26 protein-coding genes are annotated in these 26,200 nt (G+C 62.5%); 16 read left to right on the forward strand and 10 right to left on the reverse strand.

Annotation, left to right across the window (positions count from 1 at the left end; all coding sequences use genetic code 11):
* The first annotated feature begins 242 nt into the window (after positions 1-242).
* The 8 genes from AC6I97_RS02805 (at position 243) to AC6I97_RS02840 (ending at position 9,939) form a co-directional block, all read left to right on the forward strand.
* Complete coding sequence (locus AC6I97_RS02805; RefSeq protein ID WP_224165864.1) at positions 243-1,334, forward strand: sugar ABC transporter substrate-binding protein; 1,092 nt, start codon at positions 243-245, stop codon at positions 1,332-1,334.
* 73 nt (positions 1,335-1,407) lie between these two features.
* Positions 1,408-2,985: a sugar ABC transporter ATP-binding protein gene (locus AC6I97_RS02810; RefSeq protein WP_224165863.1), complete on the forward strand. Its 1,578-nt coding sequence runs from the start codon at positions 1,408-1,410 to the stop codon at positions 2,983-2,985.
* 39 nt (positions 2,986-3,024) lie between these two features.
* Complete coding sequence (locus AC6I97_RS02815; RefSeq protein ID WP_224165862.1) at positions 3,025-4,083, forward strand: ABC transporter permease; 1,059 nt, start codon at positions 3,025-3,027, stop codon at positions 4,081-4,083.
* A gap of 42 nt (positions 4,084-4,125) precedes the next feature.
* A complete protein-coding gene (locus AC6I97_RS02820) occupies positions 4,126-5,076 on the forward strand; it encodes an aldo/keto reductase (RefSeq protein ID WP_224165861.1) in 951 nt (316 codons plus the stop codon).
* Positions 5,077-5,120: 44 nt separating this feature from the next.
* Positions 5,121-6,773, forward strand: a complete 1,653-nt coding sequence (locus AC6I97_RS02825; RefSeq protein WP_497943999.1) for a GMC family oxidoreductase — start codon at positions 5,121-5,123, stop codon at positions 6,771-6,773.
* A 39-nt stretch (positions 6,774-6,812) separates the two neighbouring features.
* Positions 6,813-7,526, forward strand: coding sequence for a gluconate 2-dehydrogenase subunit 3 family protein (locus tag AC6I97_RS02830; protein WP_224165859.1), 714 nt, complete (start codon positions 6,813-6,815; stop codon positions 7,524-7,526).
* Positions 7,527-7,675: 149 nt separating this feature from the next.
* The gene (locus AC6I97_RS02835) at positions 7,676-8,668 is read left to right on the forward strand and encodes a LacI family DNA-binding transcriptional regulator (RefSeq protein WP_497944000.1); all 993 of its coding nucleotides are present in this window, start codon (positions 7,676-7,678) and stop codon (positions 8,666-8,668) included.
* A 179-nt stretch (positions 8,669-8,847) separates the two neighbouring features.
* Positions 8,848-9,939: a nitrilase-related carbon-nitrogen hydrolase gene (locus AC6I97_RS02840; protein WP_309928359.1), complete on the forward strand. Its 1,092-nt coding sequence runs from the start codon at positions 8,848-8,850 to the stop codon at positions 9,937-9,939.
* Between the two features lie 76 nt (positions 9,940-10,015).
* Here the strand turns inward: AC6I97_RS02840 and AC6I97_RS02845 are convergent, their stop codons facing one another.
* On the reverse strand, positions 10,016-10,999 hold the full coding sequence (locus tag AC6I97_RS02845) for an acyl-CoA thioesterase (protein ID WP_224092743.1): 984 nt from the start codon (positions 10,997-10,999) through the stop codon (positions 10,016-10,018).
* A gap of 146 nt (positions 11,000-11,145) precedes the next feature.
* Here AC6I97_RS02845 and aztD point away from each other — a divergent pair, with 146 nt between their 5' ends.
* Complete coding sequence (gene aztD / locus AC6I97_RS02850; protein WP_497944001.1) at positions 11,146-12,459, forward strand: zinc metallochaperone AztD; 1,314 nt, start codon at positions 11,146-11,148, stop codon at positions 12,457-12,459.
* Between the two features lie 151 nt (positions 12,460-12,610).
* Here aztD and AC6I97_RS02855 read toward each other — a convergent pair whose 3' ends face one another.
* Together AC6I97_RS02855 and AC6I97_RS02860 are read right to left on the reverse strand one after the other, a co-directional pair.
* Positions 12,611-13,045, reverse strand: a complete 435-nt coding sequence (locus AC6I97_RS02855; RefSeq protein WP_224165855.1) for a DoxX family protein — start codon at positions 13,043-13,045, stop codon at positions 12,611-12,613.
* 4 nt (positions 13,046-13,049) lie between these two features.
* Complete coding sequence (locus AC6I97_RS02860) at positions 13,050-13,670, reverse strand: antibiotic biosynthesis monooxygenase (protein WP_497944002.1); 621 nt, start codon at positions 13,668-13,670, stop codon at positions 13,050-13,052.
* A gap of 42 nt (positions 13,671-13,712) precedes the next feature.
* Between AC6I97_RS02860 and AC6I97_RS02865 the strand changes: the two genes are divergently transcribed.
* From AC6I97_RS02865 to AC6I97_RS02875, 3 genes are all read left to right on the forward strand, one after another.
* A complete protein-coding gene (locus AC6I97_RS02865; RefSeq protein ID WP_497944003.1) occupies positions 13,713-15,053 on the forward strand; it encodes an MATE family efflux transporter in 1,341 nt (446 codons plus the stop codon).
* 9 nt (positions 15,054-15,062) lie between these two features.
* Complete coding sequence (locus AC6I97_RS02870; protein WP_309928354.1) at positions 15,063-15,635, forward strand: DUF308 domain-containing protein; 573 nt, start codon at positions 15,063-15,065, stop codon at positions 15,633-15,635.
* Between the two features lie 75 nt (positions 15,636-15,710).
* Positions 15,711-16,064, forward strand: coding sequence for a hypothetical protein (locus tag AC6I97_RS02875; protein WP_224092748.1), 354 nt, complete (start codon positions 15,711-15,713; stop codon positions 16,062-16,064).
* Positions 16,065-16,154: 90 nt separating this feature from the next.
* Here the strand turns inward: AC6I97_RS02875 and AC6I97_RS02880 are convergent, their stop codons facing one another.
* Positions 16,155-16,703, reverse strand: a complete 549-nt coding sequence (locus AC6I97_RS02880) for a CGNR zinc finger domain-containing protein (RefSeq protein WP_224092762.1) — start codon at positions 16,701-16,703, stop codon at positions 16,155-16,157.
* Between the two features lie 71 nt (positions 16,704-16,774).
* Between AC6I97_RS02880 and AC6I97_RS02885 the strand changes: the two genes are divergently transcribed.
* Positions 16,775-17,821: an EamA family transporter gene (locus AC6I97_RS02885; RefSeq protein WP_497944004.1), complete on the forward strand. Its 1,047-nt coding sequence runs from the start codon at positions 16,775-16,777 to the stop codon at positions 17,819-17,821.
* A gap of 73 nt (positions 17,822-17,894) precedes the next feature.
* On the opposite strand, the gene AC6I97_RS02890 is transcribed toward AC6I97_RS02885, so the two are convergent.
* Complete coding sequence (locus AC6I97_RS02890) at positions 17,895-18,158, reverse strand: WXG100 family type VII secretion target (protein ID WP_011776688.1); 264 nt, start codon at positions 18,156-18,158, stop codon at positions 17,895-17,897.
* 158 nt (positions 18,159-18,316) lie between these two features.
* Between AC6I97_RS02890 and AC6I97_RS02895 the strand changes: the two genes are divergently transcribed.
* Complete coding sequence (locus AC6I97_RS02895; protein ID WP_011776687.1) at positions 18,317-18,589, forward strand: DUF2277 domain-containing protein; 273 nt, start codon at positions 18,317-18,319, stop codon at positions 18,587-18,589.
* An 81-nt stretch (positions 18,590-18,670) separates the two neighbouring features.
* Here AC6I97_RS02895 and AC6I97_RS02900 read toward each other — a convergent pair whose 3' ends face one another.
* Genes AC6I97_RS02900 through AC6I97_RS02910 form a run of 3 tightly spaced genes read right to left on the reverse strand, consistent with a single transcriptional unit; the run spans position 18,671 to position 21,916 of the window.
* Positions 18,671-21,253 carry a heavy metal translocating P-type ATPase gene (locus AC6I97_RS02900; RefSeq protein WP_497944005.1) on the reverse strand — a complete coding sequence of 861 codons (2,583 nt, stop codon included), beginning with the start codon at positions 21,251-21,253 and terminating at the stop codon, positions 18,671-18,673.
* Between the two features lie 8 nt (positions 21,254-21,261).
* Entirely contained in the window at positions 21,262-21,495 is a 234-nt protein-coding gene (locus AC6I97_RS02905; RefSeq protein WP_497944006.1) for a heavy-metal-associated domain-containing protein, read from the reverse strand.
* Positions 21,496-21,544: 49 nt separating this feature from the next.
* Positions 21,545-21,916 (reverse strand): metal-sensitive transcriptional regulator, encoded by a 372-nt coding sequence (locus AC6I97_RS02910; protein ID WP_224165849.1) that lies wholly within the window; start codon positions 21,914-21,916, stop codon positions 21,545-21,547.
* A 237-nt stretch (positions 21,917-22,153) separates the two neighbouring features.
* Here AC6I97_RS02910 and AC6I97_RS02915 point away from each other — a divergent pair, with 237 nt between their 5' ends.
* Both AC6I97_RS02915 and AC6I97_RS02920 read left to right on the forward strand, forming a co-directional pair.
* Entirely contained in the window at positions 22,154-22,498 is a 345-nt protein-coding gene (locus AC6I97_RS02915; RefSeq protein ID WP_497946906.1) for a rhodanese-like domain-containing protein, read from the forward strand.
* A gap of 25 nt (positions 22,499-22,523) precedes the next feature.
* Positions 22,524-23,174 (forward strand): alpha/beta fold hydrolase, encoded by a 651-nt coding sequence (locus AC6I97_RS02920; RefSeq protein WP_497944007.1) that lies wholly within the window; start codon positions 22,524-22,526, stop codon positions 23,172-23,174.
* Between the two features lie 9 nt (positions 23,175-23,183).
* Here AC6I97_RS02920 and AC6I97_RS02925 read toward each other — a convergent pair whose 3' ends face one another.
* Positions 23,184-23,624: a VOC family protein gene (locus AC6I97_RS02925; RefSeq protein WP_224165847.1), complete on the reverse strand. Its 441-nt coding sequence runs from the start codon at positions 23,622-23,624 to the stop codon at positions 23,184-23,186.
* Between the two features lie 101 nt (positions 23,625-23,725).
* Positions 23,726-26,002 carry a maltose alpha-D-glucosyltransferase gene (gene treS / locus AC6I97_RS02930; RefSeq protein WP_309928336.1) on the reverse strand — a complete coding sequence of 759 codons (2,277 nt, stop codon included), beginning with the start codon at positions 26,000-26,002 and terminating at the stop codon, positions 23,726-23,728.
* Positions 26,003-26,200 lie beyond the last annotated feature (198 nt).

Genomic DNA, 26,200 nt, shown 5'->3' on the forward strand with positions numbered 1-26,200 from the left:
CGGGCCGCTTCGATGCGTCCGCGGGAAGAAAGATACGTCTGAGTTAGCGATAAATCAGGATCCTTATCACTGACCTGATCAGCGGATACCTCTGACTTTCCCTTTATTTTGCAGGACTTATTCGGAAAACGCCAGCTTCATTAAATTTTCCTCCAGCCTCTTGATAGTGCGCTAACTCAGACTGTAACGTGACTCTCGTGCCCCAAAGTTGGGGTGATCACGAACACAAGGGAGTGTTGTTCATGCAGAGAACTACAACTGGAATTCGTCGAAACAAGAGACTTGGCAGAGCGGCACTGTGTGCTTCTGTCCTGACGGTCTCCATGCTTGGGCTGGCTGGCTGTAAGGGCGGCGCTGCCGCGGACGACGCGGGGGAGAAGGCAAGCGGCAAGGGGCTGGTCATCGGCTGGAGCCAGCGCGGCATCAGCGGCAGTGACTGGTGGAAGACTCTTGTTGAGGGCGGCCAGGCCGAGGCCGGCAAGGTCGGCGCGCGTGTGGAGCTGCTGGACGCCAACGGTGACACAGTCCGGCAGAACGCCGACGTGCAGACCCTGATCACCAAGGGTGTGGACGTGGTCGTTATGAACCCAAATGATCCGCTTGGCGTTGGTCCCTCGATTCAGGCCTTGAAGGACGCGGGCATACCCGTTGTGACGGTCAACTCGAGCGTGGACAAGTCCTTGGTTCCGGACATGTTCTGCTACGTTGCCGAGGATCAGGAGCACACCGGCTCGCTCGCCGGTGAGGTAGCTGCACAGCGCGCGCTGGAGAAGTACGGAGAGAAGGGCGAGATTAAGCTCGTCGGTATCGGCGGCTTCCCCGGAGATGTGCTGAGCGACCTTCGGTTCAACGGTTTCATGGCCGGATGGAACCGCATTATGGAGAAGCACCCCGGTGTCACCACCGTCAAGCTTGACACCAAGTACGGTGAGTGGAAACCGGACAAGGCCCTGGCCCCAATACGTGACGTCGCCACCGCCAACCCCGACCTCAAGGTCGTCTACAGCATGAGCGATGTCATGCACGGCGGCATCGTCCAGGGCCTGCAGCAGGCCGGCCTGTGGGGTGACGGGATCATCATGGCCAGCTACGACGGGGGCATGGGCGCCATCAAGGAGATGGTGGACAACCCGAAGGGACCGCTCCAGGCGGATGCATCCAACCAGCCTTGGGACCAGGGAGCCGCAGCCGTGCGCATGGCAGTTGCCGCCATCCAGGGTGACCAGGCCCAGTGCCCCGGCAAGACCAAGTACATCGATACAACCGTGGTGACGCCCGCTGACGCGGCCAAATACTACGTCCCCGGTGACACGTACGTCCGCGCCAAAGATTAAGAACCTGCCGGTCCGGACAGCAATCTTGCGCCGAAACCCTCCCGGCCCCGAAAGTCCTAGATAAGGAACGTCTATGTCCGCCAACAACCAGGCACCGGTGGCATCAGCCACCGGGACCGTGGGGAAATCCCATTTCAGCGCCCCAGAGCTCGAACTCGAGGGCATCACCAAGTCCTACCCCGGCGTGAAGGCGCTGAAGGGTGTCAGCTTCAGCGTCGGCCGAGGATCGATCCACGCGTTGGCCGGACAAAACGGGGCCGGCAAGTCCACGCTCGTCAAGATCCTTTCCGGCGCCGAATCACCGGACTCGGGGAGCATACGCCTTGGTGGCGAGCTCCAGCGCTTCCGGGATCCAATGGATGCCCAGCAGGCAGGTATTCACACCATCTACCAGGAGCTCTCGCTCGTTCCTTCCCTGTCCGTGGCCGAGAACATCTTCCTGGGCCAGCTGCCACTGCGCGGCGGCGCGGCCGTGGACTGGCAGCGGATGCAGGCCCAGGCGCGGGCCGCCCTGGACCGGGTGGGTTTCGACCTGGACGTTCGCCGCCCCGTAGCAAGTTACTCCACCGCGGAGCAGCAGGCCGTGGAGTTGGCCAAGGCCTTGCACAAGGACGCCCGGGTGCTGCTGCTGGACGAACCCACGTCCACGTTGCCGATGCCCGACGTCGAACGGCTCTTCACGGTCCTGAGGTCCCTGTCCGAGCAGGGTGTGACGCTGCTGTACATCTCGCACCGCATGGACGAGCTCTTCTCGCTCTGCGACGCCGTGACTGTGCTGCGCGATGGCGTGAACGCCGCGGATTTGAAGACTGCAGACTCCAAACCCGCCGATGTCGTCACGGCAATGGTCGGCAAGAGCCTTGAAGGCTCCATTGCCGAGGCGGCCCTGCGCGGGGAACGCTCACCCAGCCTCGGTGCAGGCCCCCGGGAGAGCGTCATCCTCTCAGCCCGCGACCTCTCCGAGGAGGGGTACGTGGACAAGGTGTCGTTCGAACTGCATGAAGGCGAGGTCCTCGGCATTTCCGGGCTCATCGGCAGTGGCCAGTCAGAACTCGCTGGCCTCATCGCGGGTGCGCGGCGCCGGACCTCAGGCGAGATCCGCGTCGACGGGAAAGCAGTGGACTTCCGTGCCCCGCGCGATGCGATCCGCCGAGGGATCGGGCTGCTGCCGCAGGACCGGAAAGCCGCAGGCTTCATCCCGGACATGGGCGTCGCCGGCAACATCACCTTGGCCAGCCTTCCGCAGTTCAGCCGGCTGAGCGTTATCCAGTCCCGGCGGGAGCGCGGCGTGGCCGGCGAGATGGTGGCACGACTCGGCATGAAGGTCTCCGGGGTGAACCAGCCGCTCAAGACGCTGAGTGGGGGAACCCAGCAGAAGGCCATCCTGGCCCGCTGGCTTGTCCGCCAGTCACGCATCCTCGTGTGCGACGAACCAACCCGCGGAGTAGACGTCGGCGCGAAGGAGGACATGTACGAACTCATCCGCGAGTTCGCGCAGGCCGGAGGAACCGTCGTAGTGGCGAGCTCGGAGATCACCGAGGCGATGATGTGCGACCGCGTCCTCGTCATGGCCCGCGGCCGGGTCGTCGCAGAACTCGCACACGATGACATCGACCCCTCCGGCAACGCCATTCTCGAACGCTTCGCCTGACGGCGCTATCCATCAGACTTTCTACACAGGAGAACAACCATGTCCCGGACCCTGTCGCCCCTGCCCCAGCGCAGTGACACCACGTCCCAATCCTCAAGCATCACCTCGCGGCTGCGGGGCAGCGCCCTGCGCGCCCTGCCCAAGAGTTATCTGATCCTGGTCCTCCTCGCGATCATCGCGGTGGGCTACTACGTCTCCGATGACTTCCTGACGTTCCGCAATGCCGAAAACGTGATCACGGCCGCATCGATCGTCGTCGTGCTGGCCATCGGACAATACTTCGTTATCCTGACAGGCGGCATTGACCTGTCTGTGGGGTCGATCCTGGCCATGTCCACGGTCCTTACCGCACTCACCTTGCAGGCCGGAATGCCCGCTGGCGCGTCCGTCGTGTTCGTACTGGCCTCTTGCGCTGTCGCAGGACTGATCAACGGCGTCCTCGTGGTTTGGCTGAACATTCCGCCCTTCATCGCAACGCTTGCCATGATGAGCGCCGTCAAGGGCTTCAGCTACATCATCCAGTCGACAAGCTTGATCGAGATCCGCGACCAGGGACTCATTCAGGCCTTCTCCCGCGGCAGCTTCCTCGGTATCCGCAACCCGGTCCTGATCTTCATCATCGTGGCCGTGGTGGCGGCGCTTGTGGCCAAATACACGACGTTCGGCCGCTCCCTCTACGCGATTGGCGGCAATCCTGAAGCCTCGCGGCTTTCGGGCCTGCCGGTCGCGCGGAACCTGATCATCACCTACACCATCTCCGGCGTTCTTGCCGGCTTGGCCGGACTTGTTGCGGCGGCCCAGCTACGGCAGGGCAGCTCACTCATCGGCGTAGGCTACGAACTCGACGCGATAGCAGCCGTCGTCGTGGGCGGCGCCTCCCTGATGGGCGGCAAGGGCGACCCCCTAAACGCAGTGATCGGCGTGTTCATCCTGACGACCATCATCAACATCATGAACCTCGTCGGAATCTCCTCCGAACCGCAGCTGCTCATAAAGGGTGCAGTGATCATCCTCGCCGTCTTCCTCTCCAGCGCGGGCGGCGTCCAGAGGATTTCCGGATTCTTCTCCAAACATTTCCGGCGCCCCCGGGTTGCTTAAGACCCAAACCGTCAACCCATTCAGCTCCAGAAAGCAGGAATTATGTCCATTCGTCCCCTGGGCCGCACCGGCCTGACTGTCTCCGATATCTGTGTAGGCACGAGCGCGCTGGGCAGCTTTCCCGCCCAGTACGGTTACGAAGTCGATGAAGGCACCGCCGTCGCCACGATTCACCGCGTCTTTGACGGGCCCTTCACTTTCATCGATACATCAAATGAGTACGGCGGGGGTGCCAGTGAAGAACGGATTGGCCGGGCGATCGCCGAGCGGGGCGGCATCCCCGAGGGATACGTAGTCGCCACGAAGGTCGACCCCGTTCCCGGCAGCACCGACTTCTCCGGTGACCGCGTCCGCCGGTCCGTCGAGGAAAGCCTCGAGCGCCTGGGCCTCGATAAGCTCCAGCTCGTCTACCTGCACGACCCCGAAAAGATCTCGTTCGAGGAGGGTGTGGCCAAGGGAGGCCCCCTTGAAGCCCTCATAGATCTTCGGGATCAGGGCGTTATCCAGAGCCTGGGCGTCGCCGGAGGCCCGATTGACCTGGAGCTGCAGTATCTTGAGACGGACGCGTTCGACGCCGTCATCAGCCACAACCGCTACACCCTCGTCGAACAGACCGCCGAGCCGCTCCTGGAGGACGCAGCCCGCCGCGGAGTCGCCTTCGTCAATGCCGCCCCCTTCGGCGGCGGCATGCTCGTCAAGGGCCCGCGGGCCGTCCCGCGATACTGCTACGCCCCTGTCGATCAGGCGACGATCGACAGGGTCCTGCGCATGGAGGCGATGTGCGGGCAGTACGGTGTCCCACTCGCAGCGGCTGCCCTGCAGTTCTCCGTGCGCGACGAGCGCGTGGCATCCACCATCGTTGGAATGTCCCGCCCGAACCGCGTCGAGGAGACCCTCCACCTGCTTAACCACGACATCCCCCAGGAACTCTGGGACAAGCTCCTGCCTCTTGCAAGCGTGGGCCGCAACGGCATTGAAGCCGTGACGGTCTGAACGCCAGTGCGCGAAGCAGGACTTTACGAAAGGAAACCAAAATAATGACCAGGAAGAAGCAGCCCGAGCCTGTCGACGTCGTCATCGTCGGCGCAGGCGCCGGCGGGGCCACAGCGGCAAAGGTGCTGTCCGAGGCTGGCCTGAAGGTGGTGGGCCTGGAGCGGGGGCCATGGCTGAAGCCTGAGCACGCCTCGGGAGACGAGCTGAAGTTCCTCAACCGGAATTTCATCTGGCAGGACCCGAAGGTGAAGCCGCGGACCTATCGTCCGAACGACAAGGTCGAGGCGGAAATCACCAACTTCTCGGCGACGCCGCAGGTTGTCGGCGGAGGTACCACCCACTGGGGCGGCATGGTGCCGCGCATGGCCGAGAGCGATTTCAAGCTGCGCAGCCTGCACGGCGACGTGCCGGGTGCGAGCTTGGTCGACTGGCCCATCTCCTATGACGAACTGGAGCCGTACTACACGCGCGTTGAGTGGGAGTTCGGCACGTCGGGCCTGGCGGGGGCGAACAAGTGGGAAGCGTGGCGCAGCCGGGGCTACCCGACCAAGCCATCACCGCTGAGCCAGATCGGGCGGACCTTCGCCACCGCGATGTCCAAGCTCGGCCACGGCACTTTCCCGATGCCGCAGGGCATGGTCACCGAACCTTACCGGGGGCGGCAACCCTTCAGCGAGAACGGCTTCTGGCAGCAGTACCCCGATCCGGGCACCGGCAAGTCATCGACCCTGATCAGCTTTATCCCGGACGCGATAGCGACCGGCCGCTACGACCTCCGCCCAGATTCTTACGTCAGCGAGATACTCGTTGGCAAGGACGGTCGCGCCACCGGTGTCCGCTACCAGGACGAGGACGGCGACGAATTCGTCCAACACGCCAAAGCCGTCATCGTCTGTGGCGGCGGCATCGAAACCCCGCGGCTGCTGCTCATGTCCAAGTCGGGGCTCTTCCCGGACGGCCTCGGCAACGGCAACGGCATGGTTGGCAAGAACGCGACCTTCCACCAATACTCTTTCTCGGTTGGCTTGTTTGACCGTGAGGTGAATGATCCGCTGTACGGGTGGGCGGGCCACTACATGAGCCTGTGTTCGTTCGACTTCTACGAAACGGACGAGAGCCGGGGCCATATTCTCGGGTCTCTGATCTTCCCCTCGATGATCGGGCACCCTGTGAACTGGAGCTTCCCCGGCAGGCCGACCTGGGGCCAGGCGGCGAAGGACGCGGACCGCGACTTTTTCAACCACAGCATGAAAATCGGGGTCCTGCTGCATGATTTGCCGGTTGAGGACAACCGCGTCGACCTTGACCCGAACGTCAAAGACGCCTGGGGGCTGCCGGTGGCGCGCATTACCCACACGCCCCACTCCAACGACTTCGCCCAGGAACGCTGGCAGGTCGCCAAGAACGGGGAAATCCTCGAGGCCGCAGGGGCGAAGAAGGTCATACCGGTCAACATGGAGCGGATCACGGGCAATACCTCGCACGAACTGGGCACCGCCCGCATGGGCAACGACCCGGCGACGTCCGTCGTCGACCGCTGGTGCCGCTCGCACGAGGTACCAAACCTCTACGTTTTCGATGCGAGCTTCTTCCCGACCGCGACCGGCATCAACCCGGCCCTGACGATCATGGCCAATGCTTGGCGGTGCTCGGACCGCATCCTCCAGGTCGACCGCCACGGCTGGTCCGAAAACTGATTTGCACCCCCACACAGGATACGAAAGGACAGATCTCACATGGGACAGGCGGAATGGGCTACGGTACCGATCTCAACACGCGACGTCGAAGGGCCGGTCTTTTTCACCGAGCACGAGTGGAATACGATCGAGGCCGCAACGGCCCGGATCATCCCCACTGACCATCATCCGGGCGCGCGTGAGGCCAAGGTTGTGCGCTTCATTGACCGGATGCTGGCGGGAACGCAGTTCATCTTCCCGGCTGCTGACGGGAACGGGTTCCTCCGGATGGAGGGCCGCGACGAGGCCGCGTGGCAGGAGCGCATCAAGCAGCGCCGGGAGTTTTACCGCGAAGGCGTTGTGGAGTTGGACCGGCTGGCGAAAGAGCGTGCCGACGTCGGGTTCCTCGAACTTCCGGCGGATGACCAGGACGCGGTGTTGGAGACGTTATCGGGCGCGGAGAAGCCGAACGCTTTCTCACTGGAGCACTCCGAAGCTGGTCTTGGCGGCGCGCCGGCGGGCAACCAACCGGTCAACGAGGACTTTCTGGAGTTCTTCCCGCTGCTGGTGCTCAACACCCGTCAGGGGTTTTACGGCGACCCGGTTTACGGCGGCAACGAGAACCGGGTCGGTTGGGGTGTCATCGGCTTCGACGGACCCCCGTCGCTGGCCTCAACGATGGACGGCAGCTACACAACCCGAAAATACATGGTGGAGGGGGCCGAGTGGCCGTACGACCAGCATCCCGAAGTCCTGCGGTACAGGCGCCCGTGACAGCCGGCGCAACGCCCGGCGTCGCGTTCAGGGGTTCGTCGAGGGTGACCGGGGATAATGGAGTGGTGTCCACGACCCCTGCACCTTCAGAAGCCCGGAACTCCAACGGGCGCGGGGAGCGGCTGGCCTCCAGGTCAAAGGCCCCCCGCATGTCCGATGTTGCCCGGCTCGCCGGGGTCTCCCAGCAGACGGTGTCACGGGTTGTCAGGGGAGCGACCAACGTGGACCCGGACATCCGTCAACGCGTTGAGCACGCCATCGCACAGCTGCGGTACCGCCGCAATCCAGCGGCAGCGGCTCTCGCCAGCAACCGGACCATGACAATCGGCGTTGTCAGCTTCGAACTGTCGGTCCTCGGACCAACGGTGGCCTTGTACGGTATTTCCGAGGAAGCCCGGCAACATGGCTATGCGACGCGTTTAGTCACGTTGGCCAGTCTTCGCCGGGAAGATATTAGGGCTGCCTTCGAATCCATCAATTCGGACACAGTTGACGGCGTGATCGTGCTCGCGCCCCTGTTGGATGCGATCACGGTGCTTGAGGGCCTCGACATCGGTGTTCCCGTAGTGACCTTCCAGCAAGGATCGCAGCCGAGCCCGACAAGCGTTTCTGTTGACGAAGTGCGTGGTGCGCGGATGGTGGTGCGCCACCTGCTGGACCTCGGACACGAAACCGTATGGCACGTCCAAGGCCCGCCGGGCTGGATGGCAACATCTGCCCGGGTCCAGGGATGGGCAGCGGAGCTCGGGGCTGCTGGACGAGTCGTTCCGACGCCGCTGCCAACTTCCGACTGGTCGGCCGCCGAGGGATACCGTGTCGGCCGTGAACTCGCCGCAAAGAAGGACGTCACGGCGGTCTTTGCCGCCAACGACCCCTTCGCGCTGGGAGTAATCAAGGCCATGGACGAGGCCGGGCGCGACGTTCCGGTCGACGTCAGCGTGGTGGGATTCGACGACGTCAAAGAAGCACCCTTCTTTCGCCCGGCGCTAACGACCGTAAAGCTGGATTTCGAAGCAATCGGTCATATCGCTGTAAGCCGTATCCTCGCCATGATCAAAGAGGAAGCCGAGGGAGACATCCCCCTGCTGGAACCACGCCTCATACTCCGCGACACCACAGCACCGCCGCGAAGCAAGCGCTAACACAAAGCGCCGCCTGCCCCGCCATACCCGGGGTTCAACTCCCGACCAGGGCCATCAATGGTCTCTGGTCCACACCTAAGAACCGGACCACTCCGAGTTCTTGCAATTCCTAACTAAACCGGAATACCGTGAGTTAGCGCTAACTCAGGTACTCAAAGAAGAGAAAAGAGAAAGAAACAATGGTCGATCCATTTGTCGTCGTCGCAGTCTCGCCGCGGACCATCAACGTGAAAAATCCCGGCGACGGCGTAGCGAACGTCAAACGCATCAACGAATTCATCGACACGGCAGTCATGGTCGGGTCCTGGGAAGGCTCTCCGGTCAAGCTGGTCGTCCTGCCGGAAATGGCAATCCAGGGCATGATCGCCAACACGCCAGGGAACCGCGAAAAGGAGCGCCACTTTGCCGTGACAATCCCCGGTCCGGAGACGGACGAACTCGCGAAAAAGGCCGTGGAACTCAACACCTACATCGCTGCTGAGTTGTACATGGTCAAGGACGAGGACTTCCCGGACCGCCACTTCAATGTCGCCTTCATCATCGATCCGCAGGGCGACATCATCTACAAGCGCTACAAAGCCACCAGTGACGCCTACGAGGGCGGCATGCTTGGCAACATGAACCCGCACGACGTCTGGGACGAATGGATTGAAAAGAAGGGCGATGGCAATGCAATGGACGCCATTTTCCCTGTGGCCAGGACCGAGATCGGCAACATCGGGTACGCCATCTGCCACGAGGGTGTGTACCCCGAGGTGCCGCGTGGGCTCGCGATGAACGGTGCCGAGATCATTATCCGGGGCACCCTGATCGAGCCGGCCGTGCAGAACGGCATGTGGGAACTGCAGAACCGGGCCCACGCCATGTTCAACTCGGCGTACGTCGTCGCTCCGAACCTGGGGCCCGAAGTCCGTGACGACGGGTCAATGCAGGACCTGTTCGGCGGCCAGTCCATGATCGTCGGTCCACGCGGCCAGATCCTGACCAAGCAGCAGGGCTGGACCTCGGGCGACTCGTTCGTCTGCACCACCATCGACATCGAGGCGCTGCGCCGTGCCCGTCTCTCGAACGGCCTGTACAACCAGTTCAAGGACCTGCGCACGGAGCAGTACCGGGTCATTTACGACACCCCGATCTATCCGAAGAACCAGTACCTCGACGCGCCCCCGGCCGAGGGCTGGCTTGCCCGGGAAGACTCAACACGGGCCGCCAATATCGAGAAGCTCATCGAGCGCGGCGTTCTCACACCGCCGACGGGTTACAAGGCCTAGACCGAGGGTTGGCCACGGGCGTGTTTCGCGCCCGCGGCCAACGCGGTCTGTTCCATCGGGCCTGACTAAGCCGAAGTCATGCCTCTTGGTAGCCGCCTGCCTTCAGTAAGTGGTCGGGCAGCCGGTTTCCGGGGGCCCTGCCGCGGATCTCCAGCAATTCCCTGGCGTGCGCGTGCAGTTTCTTGTCTTCCTCGGATACCGGCACCCACGGTGGAATGGGTACGGCTGTTCCGGTTTCGTCACGGGCCACCATGACCGTCAGGCAATACGTGGTCAGGTTCATTTCGCGGGTTTTCGGATCGCCGGAGCGGACGTGCACGGCGATGTGCATTCCCTTTGCCCCGGTGTATACTAGCCGCGCCTCCACCTCCACTACGTGGCCGATCAGCAACGGCCGGTAGAAGCGCACGCCGCCCGAGAACACCGCCACAGTATCCCGGCCGCAGTACCTGGAGGCGCAAACGTAGGCGGCCTCATCGATCCATTTCATGACGATGCCACCGTGGACTTTGCCACCCCAGTTCACATCAGTGGGGGACGCCATGAAGCGCAACGTCACGCGTTCGGCGGTGCCGGCGTCGGTATATTCCTGGGCGTTCATCGCATTGACGATCTGCTCGCGGACTTCAATGCGGGCAAGCGCGTGATCGCGTTGCTCGATCTCGTCCGGAGTGGAGGGCTCGAACTGTGGCACAGGAATGGGCTTGCCGTCAGGTCCGACGGCCACGAAAATCACCATGCACTGGCTGTGCATCGTCTCCGGTCCACCCTTGGGATCGCGCGAGCTGACCACCGTGTGGATGTGCATGGAAGAACGGCCGGTGTAGACGATGGTGGACGTCACCTCCACCATGTCGCCGCTGTTCACCGGATCTGTGAAGTGGATGTTGCCCACGTAGGCCGTGACGCAATAGGACTTCGCCCAACCAACGGCCGCCGCGTACGCAGCCTTGTCCACCCACTCAAGGACGGTGCCGGCGTCGACGGATCCACTGTGGCCCACGTCCATGGGGGCGGCGAGGAAGCGGAGGGTTACGGAGTTGCTGGGGGACTCGCTCATGCTCGAAGTTTACTGTTGGCGGGTTTCTGTTACGTGTCCACGTCGTGCGCCCGCCGTCCGGCTGGCCAGACCTTTCTGCCCGGCCAATCCGAAACGGACGACCCAGGCGATTTGATACACAAATGAGAATCAATATCATTTAATCCATGACTCATCACCCGACCCTTACTTCGCCACGCCCAACCACCCGAACAAGGCGCCGCAGAAGCGCCCGGCCGCTTGCCGCCGTCGGGCTTTCTGCGCTTCTCCTCACCGCATGCGCTGCCCCCGGGGCCAGCCCGGCTGAAGCGCCAACCGAATCCCATGCAGCAGCATCGAAGGAAAAGGAAGCGGGCGCTCCCTCGCCTCGGCTCGTTTACACGTACGACGGCGGCATCGCGGTGGTAGACGCAAAGACGCTCGAACCCGTGGGCGGCGAAGCGGAGCTGGGCGGCTTCAACCGCCTCAACCCTGCAGGTGACGGCCGGCATGTCCTGGTGTCCACGGGCGACGCGTTCCGCGTTTTCGACGCCGGCGCCTGGACCGAGCCGCACGGCGACCACAGCCATCACTACGTTGCCGAACCCAGGCTGACCGATCTGTCGTTCGAGGCGAGCAAGGCAGGTCACGTCGTGCGGCACGCGGACAAGACGGTGCTGTTCAGTGACGGCTCCGGCAAGGTGGAAACCTTCGAGTCCAGCGCCCTGGGCGACGCTGTGGAGGCTGGCAAGCTGCCCGCCACGGACGCTTACACCACGGCCGAGGCTCACCACGGCGTCGCAGTGGAGTTGGAGGATGGCAAGCTGCTGGTTACCCTGGGCAACGACGAGGGCCGCACCGGCATCGCTGTCCTGGAGGCCGGCAAGGGGCAGGACCGTAAGGAAGTTGTGCGTAACGAAGACTGCCCTGGTGTGCACGGCGAGGCAGTTGCTGCAGGAGAAGCTGTGGTGGTTGGCTGCGAGAATGGCATGCTGATCTACAAGGACGGTGCCATCACCAAGGTCGCAAGCCCGGATGCATATGGGCGCATGGGCAACCAGGCGGGCTCGGAGAAGTCGCCGGTGATCCTGGGCGACTACAAAGTGGACAAAGCCGCTGAGCTGGAACGGCCCACGCGCATTTCCCTGGTCAACACTGAAACCGCAACCCTCCGGCTTGTGGATATTGGAACCAGCTACTCGTTCCGCTCGCTGGGCCGCGGACCGGCGGGCGAAGCGCTGGTGCTCGGAACTGACGGCGGCCTGCGCGTCATCGACCCGCTCTCGGGAGAAGTGTCCTCGACCATCCCTGTAGTCGCCGCGTGGGAAGAATCCACCACGTGGCAGGACCCGCGCCCCACGCTTTTCGTCCAAGGTTCGACGGCGTTCGTCACCGAACCTGCGACGCAAACTATTCACGCGGTGGACTTGAAAACAGGCAAGGTGAAGAAGTCCGTGCAGCTTGAGCACGTCCCGAACGAGCTGACCGGCGTCGAAGGCTAGACGTTCTCTCACATCGTGACCCTTAAGCGCCGACGTTCTCTCACATCGTGACCCCTTAACGCCGATGCTCGCTCACTTTCTTGGCGAAAGTGAGCGAGCGTTCCGCTATTCAGGCTCGGATGTGAGAGAACATCGGGGGGTTGGGGGCAAATTACGCGAGGACGCGGAGCTTGCTGGCGGAGCGGCCGAAGAGGGCGTTGTCGGCGGAGATCTTGCCTGCTCCAGCCAGGGCGAGGGCCAAAGCGGCGCCGGCGAAGAGGAGGACCAGCTCGTATCCGCCGTTGGCGACGAAGACGCCGGCCGGAGCGTGAACCAGGAACAGTGCTCCCAGCATGTCAATGGCCAGGAGGGCCGCGAACACCCGGGTCAGGAGCCCGAGGATCAAGGCGATGCCGCCCACAAGCTCGAGGGTTGCAACAACCGGGGCTACTGCGGAAGCGCCTGGTACGCCCATCTGTGCAAAGGAGGCCTGGGTGCCGGCGATGGTGAATTCGTTGAACTTCTGCCAACCGTGCGCGGCGAAGAGAAAACCTGCAATAACGCGCAGGACGGTCAGGGCTGTGGTGCTCAAGCTGGACTTGTTCATGCCTTCAACCTTCCCGGAGATAAGTTGAAGAGTCAACTAATTGAGAAGTTCCGTGACTCATCCCACGTGGTTTTGCCTGCAGCCAAGGCTGGAGGAGGCGCGTCGTGATGGGCAGGAAGATGTACGTCATCAGCGGTGTGAGGATGACGATGTTGAGCAGCACCTGGAACACCAGCGGCCAGCCCAGCGTCAAGGGGTGCAGCAGGAAATTGGCCAACAGACTAAGAGGGAAGAACGGTAGGAAGATGCTGATCGCCTGTTTCCAACGCGGTGGCACAACAGTTTCCGGAACAATCACGGAGGCATCGCCGGGCTGCGAAAACCAACCCTCGATGCCTGTACGCCGCTCAACCCGCGTGGTCTCCATCATTTCCCGCGCGCTGTCGATCCACCAACGCCGCTCCTCGGACTGCTCCCATCCATGCAGCGTTTCAGCATCGGCGAACCGGTACAGCATGTGCCATTCGTTCGAGCCGGCCCCACTCCGGACCCACCCCGAGCCCAGATATCCGGGCCACTCGCGCGCCAATTCCTGGCCAGCGTGTGCCCAGGCATTTGCTTGCCGGGTGTACTCCGGAAGGATGGTGCGGGCGACGGAAACTGTAACGGGATGCTTGTGTGACACGGCCCCAAATTTACCCGCCCCCAAGCGGACTAGGCTTGTTTAGTGCCTCAAACCACAACTCTCACCACTCGTTCCAATGCCCGCGAGATCCTGCGCCTGGCAGTACCCGCGTTCGGCGCGCTCATAGCCGAGCCGCTGTTCCTGCTCGCTGACTCCGCCATTGTGGGCCACCTTGGCGTGGATCAGCTCGCCGGCGTTGGGCTGGCATCCACGCTGATGCACACGGCTGTTGGACTTATGGTCTTCCTGGCATATTCGACGACGCCGGCAGTCGCCCGGGCGATTGGCGACGGCAAGCTCGGCAAGGCTTTGGCGGCAGGGCGCGACGGCGTGTGGTTGGCTCTGATCCTCGGTGCGGTTCTCGCCGTCGCCGGCTTTGTCGCCGCCGAACCCCTGGTTGGCCTGATGGGCGCGACGGGTGAGGTTCGCGGGTTCGCAGTGGATTACCTGCGTTGGTCGATGCCCGGGCTGGCCGCGATGTTGCTCATCTTCGCAGGCACTGGCGTGCTCCGCGGCCTTCAGGACACGCGGACGCCCTTGGTGGTTGCCACGGCCGGATTCGCACTGAACATCGCGTTGAACTGGTTCCTCGTCTACGGATTGGATCTGTCCGTCACCGGTTCGGCCATCGGCACAAGCATTGCGCAATGGGCCATGGCCGCCGTGTATCTGGTGATGGTTGGCCGGAACGCCCGGCAGCACGGTGTCTCCCTCAAACCCCACTGGCATGGCATTCGGGCCATGACAAAGGTTGGTTCGTGGCTGATGCTGCGTACCCTAAGCCTCCGCCTAGCCATCCTCTCCACAGTCCTGGTAGTCACTGCACAAGGCGCCGTGAACCTCGCAGCCCATCAGCTGGCCATGACCATTTTCTCGTTCCTCGCCTTTGCCTTGGATGCGCTCGCCATCGCGGCGCAGGCCCTGATCGGCAAGGAACTGGGCGCCAGAAATGCTGTCCGCGTCCGGGAATTGACGCGAACCATGATCCGCTGGGGCCTGGGGTTCGGGGTGATAACCGGCGTGCTGCTCGCCGTGGCCGCGCCATGGGCCGGCTACCTCTTCACGTCCGATGCCGGTGTGCGTGAGGCATTGACCGTCGCCCTGTGGGTCCTTGCAGTCGGACAGCCTTTGGCAGGCTACGTCTTCGTCCTGGACGGCGTCCTCATCGGTGCCGGTGACGCGCGCTATCTGGCGATTGCCGGCGTCGTAAATCTTGCGGTCTACTTGCCGCTCCTGGCGGCCGTCTACCTGACCAGGCCCGACGGCGCGGCGGGGCTGGTGTGGCTGTGGGTCGTCTTTGCGCTGGGCTACATGCTGGCGCGCGGGGTCACTTTGGGACTGCGCGCGCGCACGGACAAATGGGTAGTGCTTGGTTCGCACTAAACTGGATGCGTGACTCTCCCCACGACTCCTTCCCAGACACCTCCTGCGTCCGTGCCCGGGCTCTGGAAACCAGTGCTGACCCGGGCAGTGGTTGCGCTGGTGTTCGGCCTGGTCACCATCTTCTGGGGATCGCCTTCGGTGCAGGTGCTGGCCTGGGCCGTTGGCTTGTACCTGCTCGCAACAGCGGGTTCGTTGTGGGTCTCGCGCGTTCTGCCTGCGGCAGTTCCGGTGGTTGTCGCGATCGGCGGTGTGGGGGCATTGGTCACTCAGTCAGATGCCGGCGTCGCGCTTTCTGCCGCCGCCGCGTTGCTGGTACTTGGCGTTCTTGAACTGGTCCACGCACTGCGGAATCGCGACTCGTTGACCCGTGATTGGCTGGTGTCCGGTGTTATCGCTGTGGGTACTGCTGTGGCGTTGCCGTTCTTCATATCGCTCGGCGCGCACGCACTTCTCGGTGTTGCCGGTGGCGGAGCGATCCTTTCCGGCGTGCTGTGGATTCTCTCCGGGCTGACGCTCCGGCACGATGCTCACACGGGCAACCAGGCCACTGCGCCGGGTGCTTCCCCGGAGGCCGTAAACTAGTAGCTGGACGTTCTACTCGTTGTAGAACTTTTGCAGACCGGCGGGGAGCCGAACAGGCCCGCCATCATTGGAGGAATGATCGTGGCAGACCAGACACCAGGAGAGCCGCGCAAGATGCGGACCTCGGTCAAGGGACCCCTCATGTTCTCCGCGTTCTTCGCAGTACTGGCATTCGTTGCCGTGCTCATTTTCGCTTCTGGCGGCAGCGCACGCGCTCCGCGGTTCGACCTCGCCTTCACCGGCGCTGGTATCGCGTTTATCGTGAGCCTCGTGGTGGCTGCGATGCTCTCCATGAGCCACAAGGAAAACGCCGAACATCTGGGTAAGGGCTCGGGTGTCAACCTCAGTTCGAAGCGTCCCGGGCATGGTGGTCCCGCCGCTCCCGGTTCCGTTGCAGACGAGACTGAAACGCCCGACGGCGGCCACTAACCGTCAAGCGCTTCCTCACTACAGGTGGGGGAGCGCTTTTTCGTAGAGTGGGGCCGCAGTGGCGCCCTGCATTTTCCGCGGGGAGGAGATCTACTCGCCCACGGCCGCTTTCCGCGCCCGATACGCTGCGACGTGTGCGCGGTTGGCACAGTTGCCTGTGTCGCAATAGAGCTTGGAGCGGTTACGGCTGAGGTCCAGGACCACCGCATCGCAATCGTCTGCGGCGCAAATACGCATGCGATCCATTTCCTGGCTGCGGATGACGTCGATGATTGCCATGGCAGCTTCTGTGCCCATGCGGTCGGCCAAGGGTGCCTCGGGTGTAGTGGCGTGGAGATGCCAGTCCCAGTGATCGTGCTTGACGAGTTGCGGGAGTGCCTGCGCGTCTATGAGCAGTTTGTTCACGGTCTTTGCGGCGGTGTCCTCATCGGCGGCCCAGAGTGATGCCAGCTCGCTACGCAGCCGCTTGACGCTGCGCAATTCTGCTTCGTCATGTGTCCTCGAACCCGAGAATTCTTCGGCCTCCAAAAAGGCGTCGAGGTCCTCTACTGATGCCAGCGAATCCTCGCCGTTGGCTGCTGTGTTGACGAGATTAACGACGGTGCGTAGTGCAATCTCGGTGTCAGGCGCAAAATGCACTTTGACTCCTTACATGTTTCGGGAGTACTGTCATGACCATAAGCCCACTTTACTCCTGACAGGAGGCTGCTGTGTCAGCTACAAAGACGAAGGCTGATGCAAAAGGTTTCGTGGCCTCAGGACTCGGCATCGCTTTATTCTCCTCCGCGGTTTTCGGTACCTCCGGCTCGTTCGCCAAGTCCATGCTTGAAACCGGCTGGTCACCTGGCGCTGCTGTTGCCGTGCGACTCACCGGTGCAGCGCTGATCTTGGCGATTCCCGGCGTCGTGGTTCTTCGCGGCCGCTGGCACCAGCTCAAGGACAACTGGCTGACTATCCTGCTGTTTGGGCTCATCGGAGTCGCAGGTTGCCAGCTGTTCTACTTCAACGCAGTAGCCCGGTTGTCCGTGGGGGTTGCCCTGCTGCTCGAATACCTTGCTCCGGTCATGATCGTGCTGTGGCTGTGGATCGCCAGCCGTCGCCGCCCACGGGCCCTTACCGCCGCTGGCGCATTGCTTTCGTTGGGTGGACTAGTCCTTGTGCTCGACCTCACCGGCGCTGTGAAGGTGGACTTCATCGGCGTCCTCTGGGGCATGGCTGCCGCCGTGTGCCTCGTGATCTACTTCTTCATCACAGCCAAGGAAAACGACACCCTTCCTCCACTCGTGCTTGCCTCGGGCGGTCTCCTGGTGGGCGCGCTGGTCATGTGGCTGGTGGGTGCCGTGGGGTTGATCCCCATGACTTTCAGTACCGCCGATACGGCCCTCGGTCCCTGGACCATACCCTGGTGGGTGTCAGCTGTGGGGCTTGTTATTCTCGCGACCGTCCTCGCCTACGTCTCCGGCATCATGGCCGCACGCAGCCTGGGGTCCAAAGTGGCGTCTTTCGTGTCCCTGACGGAAGTGCTGTTCGCCGTGATCTGGGCTTGGCTGCTGTTGGGTGAATTGCCGAGCACCATCCAGTTGCTGGGTGGGCTTCTGATTGTGGGCGGTGTGGTCTTGGTCCGCGTGGACGAATTGCGAGGCGACCGTAAGGCCGCCCGGACCGCCGAGGAGGCTGCCCGGGCACGCGTCCTTGATCACGCGAACGACGTCGAACCCGTCCCGTCGGGGCACGTCGCCAAGGTCCCGCGGGACTAAGCGGCAACTTCGAGTTTGGATCTTAAGAAGCGAAAACCCCGGACGCCGTAGCGTCCGGGGTTTCCCAACGGTCCTAGTTGGAAGCCTGCTGCTGCTGCTCAGCGTTCTTCTGAGCGCGGTCGCCGGCTTCGCGAAGGGCGTCGGCAACCTTCTTCAGGTTGGAAGCGTGCTGGCTGTCCCACTCGCCGCGGAACTTGTCGGCGTCCGGGCCCTTCCAGTCGGTGCCGTCAAGGGCGCCCTTCAGCTGTGAGCGCTGCTGCTCGATGTTCTCGGCACCAGCCTTCAGCTTGTTACCGAGCTGACGAAGCTGATCAACATCTGCACCCCAAATAGCCATGAGATTCTCCTTCATTTGTTCGGACCCGAGCTCTTCGGCATCCCCAGCGGCCTCCGGCTCATCCGGAAGATCCAATAGCTAAAACCTATCGTGGGATTCGAAAAGGCGTCGATGGGCACCCCTCCCCATGGAGCGCTGCCCATAGTTAGCATGGGGTTATGTGCCGGAATATCAGGACTCTTCATAACTTCGAACCACACGCTACGTCGGCAGAGGTGGAGGCCGCCGCGCTGCAATACGTGCGCAAGATCAGCGGTTCCACCAAACCGTCCAAAGCCAACGAGGAAGCTTTCGCTGAGGCCGTCCACGAGATCGCCCACATCACGCAGCATTTGCTGGATTCGCTGGTGAGCCATGGCCCGGCGAAGAACCGTGACGAGGAAGCCGCCAAGGCAAAGGCCCGGGCTGCTGTCCGCTTCGGGACGGCTTAGCCCGGGCACAAGTCCTCAAACTGCGCAGCAGCACATGACGTTCTGAGAGCTCGGAGCGCCCTGTGCTGCTACGCGGATGGGTTACTTCCCGAATGAGCGGAGCCGCAGGGAGTTCGCGACGACAAGCACGGAGCTCGCCGCCATTGCTGCGCCTGCGATCATCGGATTGAGCAGTCCGATGGCTGCCACTGGGATGCCGATCGCGTTGTAGAAGAAGGCCCAGAACAGGTTGGTCTTGATGGTGGAGAGCGTCTTGCGGGAGAGCTCGATAGCCTGAACGAGCTGGCCCAGGTCGCTGCCCATCACGGTGAGGTCAGACGCTTCGATTGCAACGTCCGTGCCGGACCCCATCGCGATTCCCAGATCCGACTGGGCCAAGGCAGCGGCGTCATTCACGCCATCGCCTGCCATTGCCACCGTTGCGCCGGAGGCCTGAAGCTTCCGGACTGCGTCGACTTTGCCTTCCGGCAGGACCCCAGCGAACACGTCGTCAGGGGAAATCCCGACGGCGGCAGCTACTTGGGCGGCGACAGCGGCGTTATCACCTGTCAGGAGCATCGGACGGATACCGAGATCCTTCAGTCGCTTGATCGCAGCTGCGGAGCCGGGCTTGATGGTGTCGCTCAGGCTGACGATTCCGGCAGCTTGACCGTCCACAGCCACCCAAATTGCAGTTGCGCCGCTATTCTCCTGAGCTGCGAGCTCGTCCCGCTGGCTGGCATCGAGGGCGATGCCGTTCTTCTCAAGCCAGCCCGAGCGCCCAACCACAACCGTTTTTTTAGTGCCGTCCAACGCCACGGTTCCGCGGACTCCGCCGCCAGGAGCGGAACTGAAGCCATCCACACCGGGGAGAGCGCCGGCGTCGGGCATTGCTTCCTTGGCTGCTGCCGCAATCGCATGGGCAATGGGGTGCTCCGAGGCTGACTCGACCGCACCGGCAAGCGTCAGGACTGCTGCCCGGGAGTGGCCATTGAGGGCGACCGTATGGTCCACGGCAAGCCTTCCGCTGGTCACGGTGCCGGTCTTGTCCAGCAGGATGGTGTCCACATGCCGGGTGTCCTCCAGCACCTGCGGACCCTTGATGAGAATGCCCAGCTGAGCGCCGCGGCCCGTTCCGGTCAACAGCCCGACGGGAGTTGCGAGGCCAAGGGCGCAGGGGCAAGCGATCACCAGGACGGCAACTGCAGCGGTGAACGCCGCGTTGAGGTCGCCCGAGAAGAACAGCCACAGAACGAACGTCACCAACGCAAGCACCAGCACGATCGGCACGAACACCGCGCTGATCCTGTCCGCGAGCCGCGCGATTGGCGCCTTTCCGGTCTGCGCCTGACTGACCAAACGGCCCATCTGGGCGAGGGTCGTGTCAGAACCCACCCTCGTGGCCCGGACCAAAAGGCGGCCTGAGGTGTTGATGGTAGCGCCGGTGACAGGGCTCCCTGGACCGACCTCGACCGGAACAGATTCGCCAGTCACGAGAGAGGCATCGACGGCGGACGCGCCGTCAATCACCACACCATCGGTCGCGATCTTCTCACCAGGGCGGACCACGATGACATCGTCTACCAGGAGTTCTTCAGCAGGTATTTTCTGTTCCCGGCCGTCCACCAAAATCGTGGCATCCTTGGCGCCCAGATTCAGCAGGGCTTTCAAAGCGTCGCCGGCCTTGGCCTTCGCATTTGCTTCCAGGTACCGTCCCAACAGCAGAAATGTGGTGACAACGGCGGCGACTTCGAAATACAGCCCACCACCGGACATGCTTTCCATGCCCGGGTGCTCCGTCATCCTGGGATCCGCGAACAACTGCCACGCGGAGTAGAGGTAGGCCGCGATCACCCCGATGGAAACGAGCGTGTCCATGGTGGATGCGAGATGCCGGGCATTGATAGCGGCGGCCCTATGGAACGGCCACGCAGCCCAGCTGACCACAGGCAGCGCCAATGCACCCACAATCCAGCCCCAGTTGGTGAACTGCAGGGCAGGAACCATGGAAATCGCGAAGACGGGCACGGTCAATACCGCCGCCGTGATCAGGCGTGGGCGGAGTGTTGACGCTGCCGGGCCGTGAGACATGTGATCTGTGTGATTCGCGTGCTCGGCATGCTCTGCTGGCGCGGAACCGCCGGAACCATGCTCTGAGTGCTCGTGGTTGCCTTGCGTAACGCCCCCGGCGCCATGCTCTGCATGCTCGGTCGTTCCTCCCTTGGACGCATGCTGCCGCATAGCGCCGGACGCATCAGTGTGGTCGTGTCCGGTTCTAGTCTCCGTGGCTTGGGGCGGTTCGGCCTGCGCCGCGTGTCCATTGTTGGTGGACGTTTTTGCGTGGTCCTTGTGATCTGGGAGGTCACTCGTGAGCTCGGTGACGGAGCTTGGTTGGTGACCCTGGACGCCACGATTGTGGTGGTCCCTGGTGTGGGGGGCCGGGGGTTGGCGGACTTTGGCTTTGTAGCCTGTGGCGTTGACCGTGTCCACGATTTGTTGGTCTGTCACCGTGGCTGGGACGGTGACGTGGGCTGATTCCAGGGGAAGGTTGACGCTGGCTTCGACGCCTTCGAGCTTGCCGAGCTTTCGTTCAACCCGATTGACGCACGAGGCACAGGTCATGCCCTCTATGTCCAGTTCGATGACCCGGGTTTCGGGCTGATTGAAGGTCTCCTGGTTAGTCAAGAGGACTCCTAGGCTTCGTTGGCTACCACCAAGTAGCCGGCTTCTGCCACGGCCTCGCCTATTTCGGACGGCGAGAGCTGGCTGGTGGATGTGATGGTTACGGTGGATAGCCCGCCGGGGTTGAGGTCCACGGAGACGTCCTCCACGCCGTTAAGTGCTTCGAGTTCCTCGCTCACGCTTGAAACACAGTGGCCGCAGGTCATGCCGGAAACGATGACGTTTGTCTGGATGGTCTGGCTCATGATGCGCTCCTTGGTGGTGAGTTGAATGGTGTGATGTGTGTTGGCGGAATTACCGCAGCAGGCGCCCGATGGCATCGGTGGCCTCCTTTACTTTGGCATCGATCTGTTCGGCGCGGGCTTCAGGATTGGGCTCGGAGGCGGCGCCAACCACGCAGTGGCCAATGTGCTCTTCAACGAGTCCCAGGCTGACGGCGTGCAGGGCTTTGGTTGCAGCAGCCACCTGCGTGAGGATGTCGATGCAGTATTTGTCCTCTTCCACCATGCGCGCGATACCGCGGACCTGCCCCTCGATGCGTTTCAGGCGGCGCAGGTAGGCGTCCTTGTTGCTGGTGTACCCGTGTGGTGCGGCGTGCTCAAGGTCGACTTCGATGGTCGGGAGGTCCGCGCTCAGGTGGTTGAAGCTCAGGTCTGCATTGCTCATGCTTCGAATGTATACCCCTCCGGGGTATCAAATCAAGTACCCCCTGGGGGTATTGGGCGTATGGCTTCGAGAAATGGGAACGCGCCCAGGCTTCGCGTAGTGTTTGCTCTGGGGCGGAAGGAGATCGTCCGCAGAATCGCTTTTCTCAACGGAGGATACGTGACAACCTCACCGACCGGCCTAACGCTCGATCCCGCCGCCTTTTTTCGCGCCAAGTTGCAGTGCGAAATCGACGTCATGGAAGTGGCTGAGTCGGAGCCGGGATCGTTGCTTGTGGTGGATACGCGTAGGCAGTCCTCATGGGACCACGGGCATATTCCCGGTGCGGTACATATTCCGACCGCGCAGATTCCGGCGTTGGCTTCAAACCTGATCCCGGCGGCCTCAAAAGTGGTGGTCTATTCGTGGGGTCCGGGTTGCAACGGCAGCACCTTCGCGGCGCTCGCATTCGCCGAGCTGGGATATTCCGTGAAGGAAATGATAGGCGGAATCGAGTACTGGATCCGGAACGGCCTACCACTTGAGACTGCTTCCGGCGTCAGCTCGCAGAAGCCCGATCCGCTGGTAACAGCTCACGCGTGATGTCCCTGGAAAGCGGGGTGGGAATGTGGCCGTTTTCGTACTGATCCACGGTGGCGGTTCCTCGGCATGGGACTGGCATCTGGTCAGGCCACTGCTTGAGGCATCGGGGCATGGCGTCATCGCTGTCGACTTGCCCATTGAAGATGCGGGCGCAGGGCTTGAGGACTACACGCGGGCAGTGACTGCAGCCGTAGGCGACGCTCAGAACACCATCGTTGTTGGGCACTCGTTGGGTGGCTTCACAGCACCATTGGCCTGCCACGCCCTCCACTCCGACGGACTTGTGTACCTCTCGGCAATGATTCCGATGCCGGGCGAGACGTTTGGGGACTGGTGGACCAATACAGGGCATGATCGGGAGTCCATCCCTGAAGAAGCATTCTTCAACCTGGTCCCCGAGGATTTGGCACAGCAGGCAACCGGCAAAGAGCGCGACCAGCAAGGTGCGTGGATGTCCGCGCCTTGGCCCGGCCAGCATCCGGATGTGCCTACCCTGGCGATTTTGTGCCGTGACGACCTGTTCTTTCCATCGTCATTCATGAGGCACCAAGTACGTGATCGGCTAGGAATCGAACCGGTGGAGATCCCGGGCGGTCACTATGCCAGCTTGAGCCATCCGGAAGCTGTAGCAGCCGCTCTCAACGAGTTCGCCAAGCAGATCAATGCGGGCCGCTAAATATGGTCCTCAGTCCTTCTTCTTCAATTCCTGGGCGAGCATCACCAGGATTCCGCTGGGTCCGCGCAGATACGTGAGCTTGTAGATATCTCCATAGGTGGCCACTCCGCGTAGCGGAGTGCATCCGTGCTTCGCCGCTATCTCAAGGGCTTGATCGATATCGTCAACGGAGAAGGCCACCCGGTGCATTCCGATGTCGTTCGGACGGGTGGGGTGCGTCTCGATCGCATCAGGGTGGATGTATTCGAAGAGTTCCAGCTGACCCTGACCATCGGGGGTTTGCAGCACCGCAATCTTCGCGTGGTTGCCATCAAGCCCGACGGCGGTATCGGCCCACTCGCCGCTGACGGTGTCACGGCCAACCACTGTCAGGCCGAGGTCGGTGAAAAAGGCGATGGTTTCTTCAATGTCCCGTACCGCAATACCGACATTCTCAAGTTTGATGGCCATGGGTTCGAAGCTATCAAGGTGAAGCGATTGGCTCCAGTGGCGAGGCGGGAGGAAACCTAACCCCGACGTCGGCACTTACGCGAGTGCCGACGTCGGGGCTTCTATTCGGTCTCGGCTTCCTTCAGAACGAGAGCCGTCCCTTGGAACGCCCGCAGTTCGAGGAAGAAGCTGCCAAGGTCATCCACTTGCCCCACGTTTTCGCCGCTGAAGAGATCGTGGACGCTGGCGCCAGGAACAAGGTGCGAGGACTGGATGCTGCCTGCGATGTCCTGGTCGGAGAAGTTCAGGACGGTGACTTCAAGCTCGCCGCTGCCGAGTTGGTTGACCAGGACCAGCAGCCCGCGGTTGGAAACGTCGGGCACGTCCAGCAAGGTACTCGTTGCGATCCCTGATTCTTCCCTTACTTTCAGGATCTGCTGGAGGCGCCGGGCGTAGGAGGCTGGATCCTTGAGCTGTTCAGGCAGCGGACCGTAGAGGCTCCGGGCCCGCGCCATGCCGGCGAGGGAGGTCTTGGCGTCGGGGCTGGTGCCCATGAGGTCGTGGGCGCCGCGGTTAATCCAGCGGGTGTCGCCTTGCGAGGTGAGCTCCCGGACTGTTTCCCGATCCAACGCGGTGATGCCGGTGAGGTCCCATCCGGAAAGCGCGAAGACCCCAGGCTGCAGCGCGTTGTACATGGACAGGAGCACGTGGGCATCCAGGACCTGGGCCTCTTGCTCCTGCGTTATCGAGTCCGGGTCTTTGATTCCCAGCGCCGCCATGAGGAAGCTGACCGTGGTGCAGGCGATGCCGTTGGTCGTGAAGACCGCGTTGTAGGGCCCGTTCTCACCGGTGAGGCGTTCCCGCAGGGTGCTCTGGACCTTCTCGGCAACCTCGGCGCCGGTCAGTTCTTCGCCGCCAAGCTCGAAGATGTCTTCCCTGTGTCCAGCGGCAAAGTGGAGCAACTCGTAGGTCAGTTCGTCGTGGTTCTGCAGAGCGTGCACCAGCGAGGCCTGGTCCACACCGATCTCCATGGCCAACCGAAGGGTCAGCCGCAGGAACTCGGTATCACCGGTGACCAGCGCATAGTGGTAGGCGGGCCTGGTGATGAAGTCGTAGGAAAGATCCGGGCCCGACTCGGACTGCGCCTTGATGTCATCAATGGTGAGGTTGAGTTCCTGGAAGGAGAACCCGCCCACTTTGCGGATCATAGAGCCAATGAGCTGGTTCGCTGCCTCGGACAGGGGGTGGCCTTCCGACCAGCCCGGCTGTTCCTCCGCGCTCTTCTCCACGCCGAGGAAGCCGTTGGCATCCAGCCGCAGGGCACCGGTGCCCAGGTCCAGGAGGGAGTGCAACGCATCGCCCACCACCAACCGCATCCCGGCGAAGGTAGGGTCCAGCCAGTTAATGGATGGCTGCCCGGCCTTGAAGTAATGGAGATAAACCCAGCGACGGGTTTTGCCGGTGGTATCCACGATCGGCCTGGTGGCGCTCCAGTTGGTCTCCTTGACCCCGGGTTCGTAGAAGATCACGCGTTGGAGCCTGCCGATGATGTATCCGGCTTTTTGCAGGGCCTGCTCGGTATCGGGACTGATATTCACAGAATCTTCGCCCTCGGGAACATCAGGCAGCAGGTGCCAGTCTTCCTCGGGGATATCCACCATGTGATAGATGCCCGGGTAGTCCCGGAAGTTCATCTCAGCAAGACGGAAGTCGGCGCCTTTGCCTGTATGGCCGGGCACGATGTCGTCGATGACCGTCCCGTCATGATCTGCGGCGACTTCGCACATCCGGCGGAATTCTTCCTCCGTGCCGAACGCCGGATCGATCGCCATGCTGATGCGGTCAAAATGGCCATCCACGCTGGGCGTCTGGGACCAACCGCTGATGCCTCCGGCGAGCTTTACGGGGCCAGTGTGGAGTCCGCGGATGCCGATCTCCCGGAACGCCTTCCAGAGGCCCGGCTCTCCCAGCGCGGACAGAAATGACTGACCCTCGCGGGTAATGAAGGAGAGAGGGTAGGCCGTGAACCACACAGGTGCACGCTCCACTGCCGCCCGCGGGTTTGGTCGGGCGTAGGCGTTCTGCCACATGCTCGCCTGGCCAGAGAGTTGCCGGGCCATGGTGTTGGCATCGCCGAGCATCGACTGGTTGCGAAGCCAGTCCACATATGTCGGATTGCGCCCATCGAATTCCAAGGAGGGCCTGGCTGCGAAGAATTGCCGGCGTCGGGCGATCGGCCGGAGGGCTTTCGGGCGGGCGGGATAGAACTGTTCGTCAAACGTGATCTCGGGTGACTCTGTGGCGGTTTCCTCGGGTTGCGTTTCCTGCGGATCCTCCGTTGTTTCCTCTGGATTCCCGTTGGTTTCTGACAGGCTCTCGCTGACTACAGGCTCCCGCACAGCTTTCTCCTTTACGTGGTCGCCGCGTCAACGCCGACCGTCCGAGGGGGTCGTTCAAGAGGTCACGTACCCGGGCTTGCCCGGAGTATTCATGCTAGTCACGAGGGCATGGGGTTTGTCGAGCTTGGGAGAAGTGAGTCGTCAGGTTGCTGGCCAATCGTCGCTTGATGTCTCCGCAGTCCCCGCTTAAGTGAGGCC

The organism is Arthrobacter sp. TmtSoilC48 (genome assembly GCF_059739425.1).

Coding starts and splice junctions, on each gene's coding strand:
- AC6I97_RS02810 (WP_224165863.1), top strand. CDS start 1,408: ATGTCCGCCAACAACCAGGCACCGGTGGCATCAGCCACCGGGACCGTG.
- AC6I97_RS02915 (WP_497946906.1), top strand. CDS start 22,154: ATGGAAGTGGCTGAGTCGGAGCCGGGATCGTTGCTTGTGGTGGATACG.
- AC6I97_RS02895 (WP_011776687.1), top strand. CDS start 18,317: ATGTGCCGGAATATCAGGACTCTTCATAACTTCGAACCACACGCTACG.
- AC6I97_RS02890 (WP_011776688.1), bottom strand. CDS start 18,158: ATGGCTATTTGGGGTGCAGATGTTGATCAGCTTCGTCAGCTCGGTAAC.
- AC6I97_RS02905 (WP_497944006.1), bottom strand. CDS start 21,495: ATGAGCCAGACCATCCAGACAAACGTCATCGTTTCCGGCATGACCTGC.
- AC6I97_RS02855 (WP_224165855.1), bottom strand. CDS start 13,045: ATGAACAAGTCCAGCTTGAGCACCACAGCCCTGACCGTCCTGCGCGTT.
- AC6I97_RS02825 (WP_497943999.1), top strand. CDS start 5,121: ATGACCAGGAAGAAGCAGCCCGAGCCTGTCGACGTCGTCATCGTCGGC.
- AC6I97_RS02835 (WP_497944000.1), top strand. CDS start 7,676: ATGTCCGATGTTGCCCGGCTCGCCGGGGTCTCCCAGCAGACGGTGTCA.
- AC6I97_RS02815 (WP_224165862.1), top strand. CDS start 3,025: ATGTCCCGGACCCTGTCGCCCCTGCCCCAGCGCAGTGACACCACGTCC.
- AC6I97_RS02840 (WP_309928359.1), top strand. CDS start 8,848: ATGGTCGATCCATTTGTCGTCGTCGCAGTCTCGCCGCGGACCATCAAC.
- AC6I97_RS02820 (WP_224165861.1), top strand. CDS start 4,126: ATGTCCATTCGTCCCCTGGGCCGCACCGGCCTGACTGTCTCCGATATC.
- AC6I97_RS02845 (WP_224092743.1), bottom strand. CDS start 10,999: ATGAGCGAGTCCCCCAGCAACTCCGTAACCCTCCGCTTCCTCGCCGCC.
- AC6I97_RS02910 (WP_224165849.1), bottom strand. CDS start 21,916: ATGAGCAATGCAGACCTGAGCTTCAACCACCTGAGCGCGGACCTCCCG.
- AC6I97_RS02925 (WP_224165847.1), bottom strand. CDS start 23,624: ATGGCCATCAAACTTGAGAATGTCGGTATTGCGGTACGGGACATTGAA.
- AC6I97_RS02805 (WP_224165864.1), top strand. CDS start 243: ATGCAGAGAACTACAACTGGAATTCGTCGAAACAAGAGACTTGGCAGA.
- aztD (WP_497944001.1), top strand. CDS start 11,146: ATGACTCATCACCCGACCCTTACTTCGCCACGCCCAACCACCCGAACA.
- AC6I97_RS02875 (WP_224092748.1), top strand. CDS start 15,711: ATGATCGTGGCAGACCAGACACCAGGAGAGCCGCGCAAGATGCGGACC.
- AC6I97_RS02830 (WP_224165859.1), top strand. CDS start 6,813: ATGGGACAGGCGGAATGGGCTACGGTACCGATCTCAACACGCGACGTC.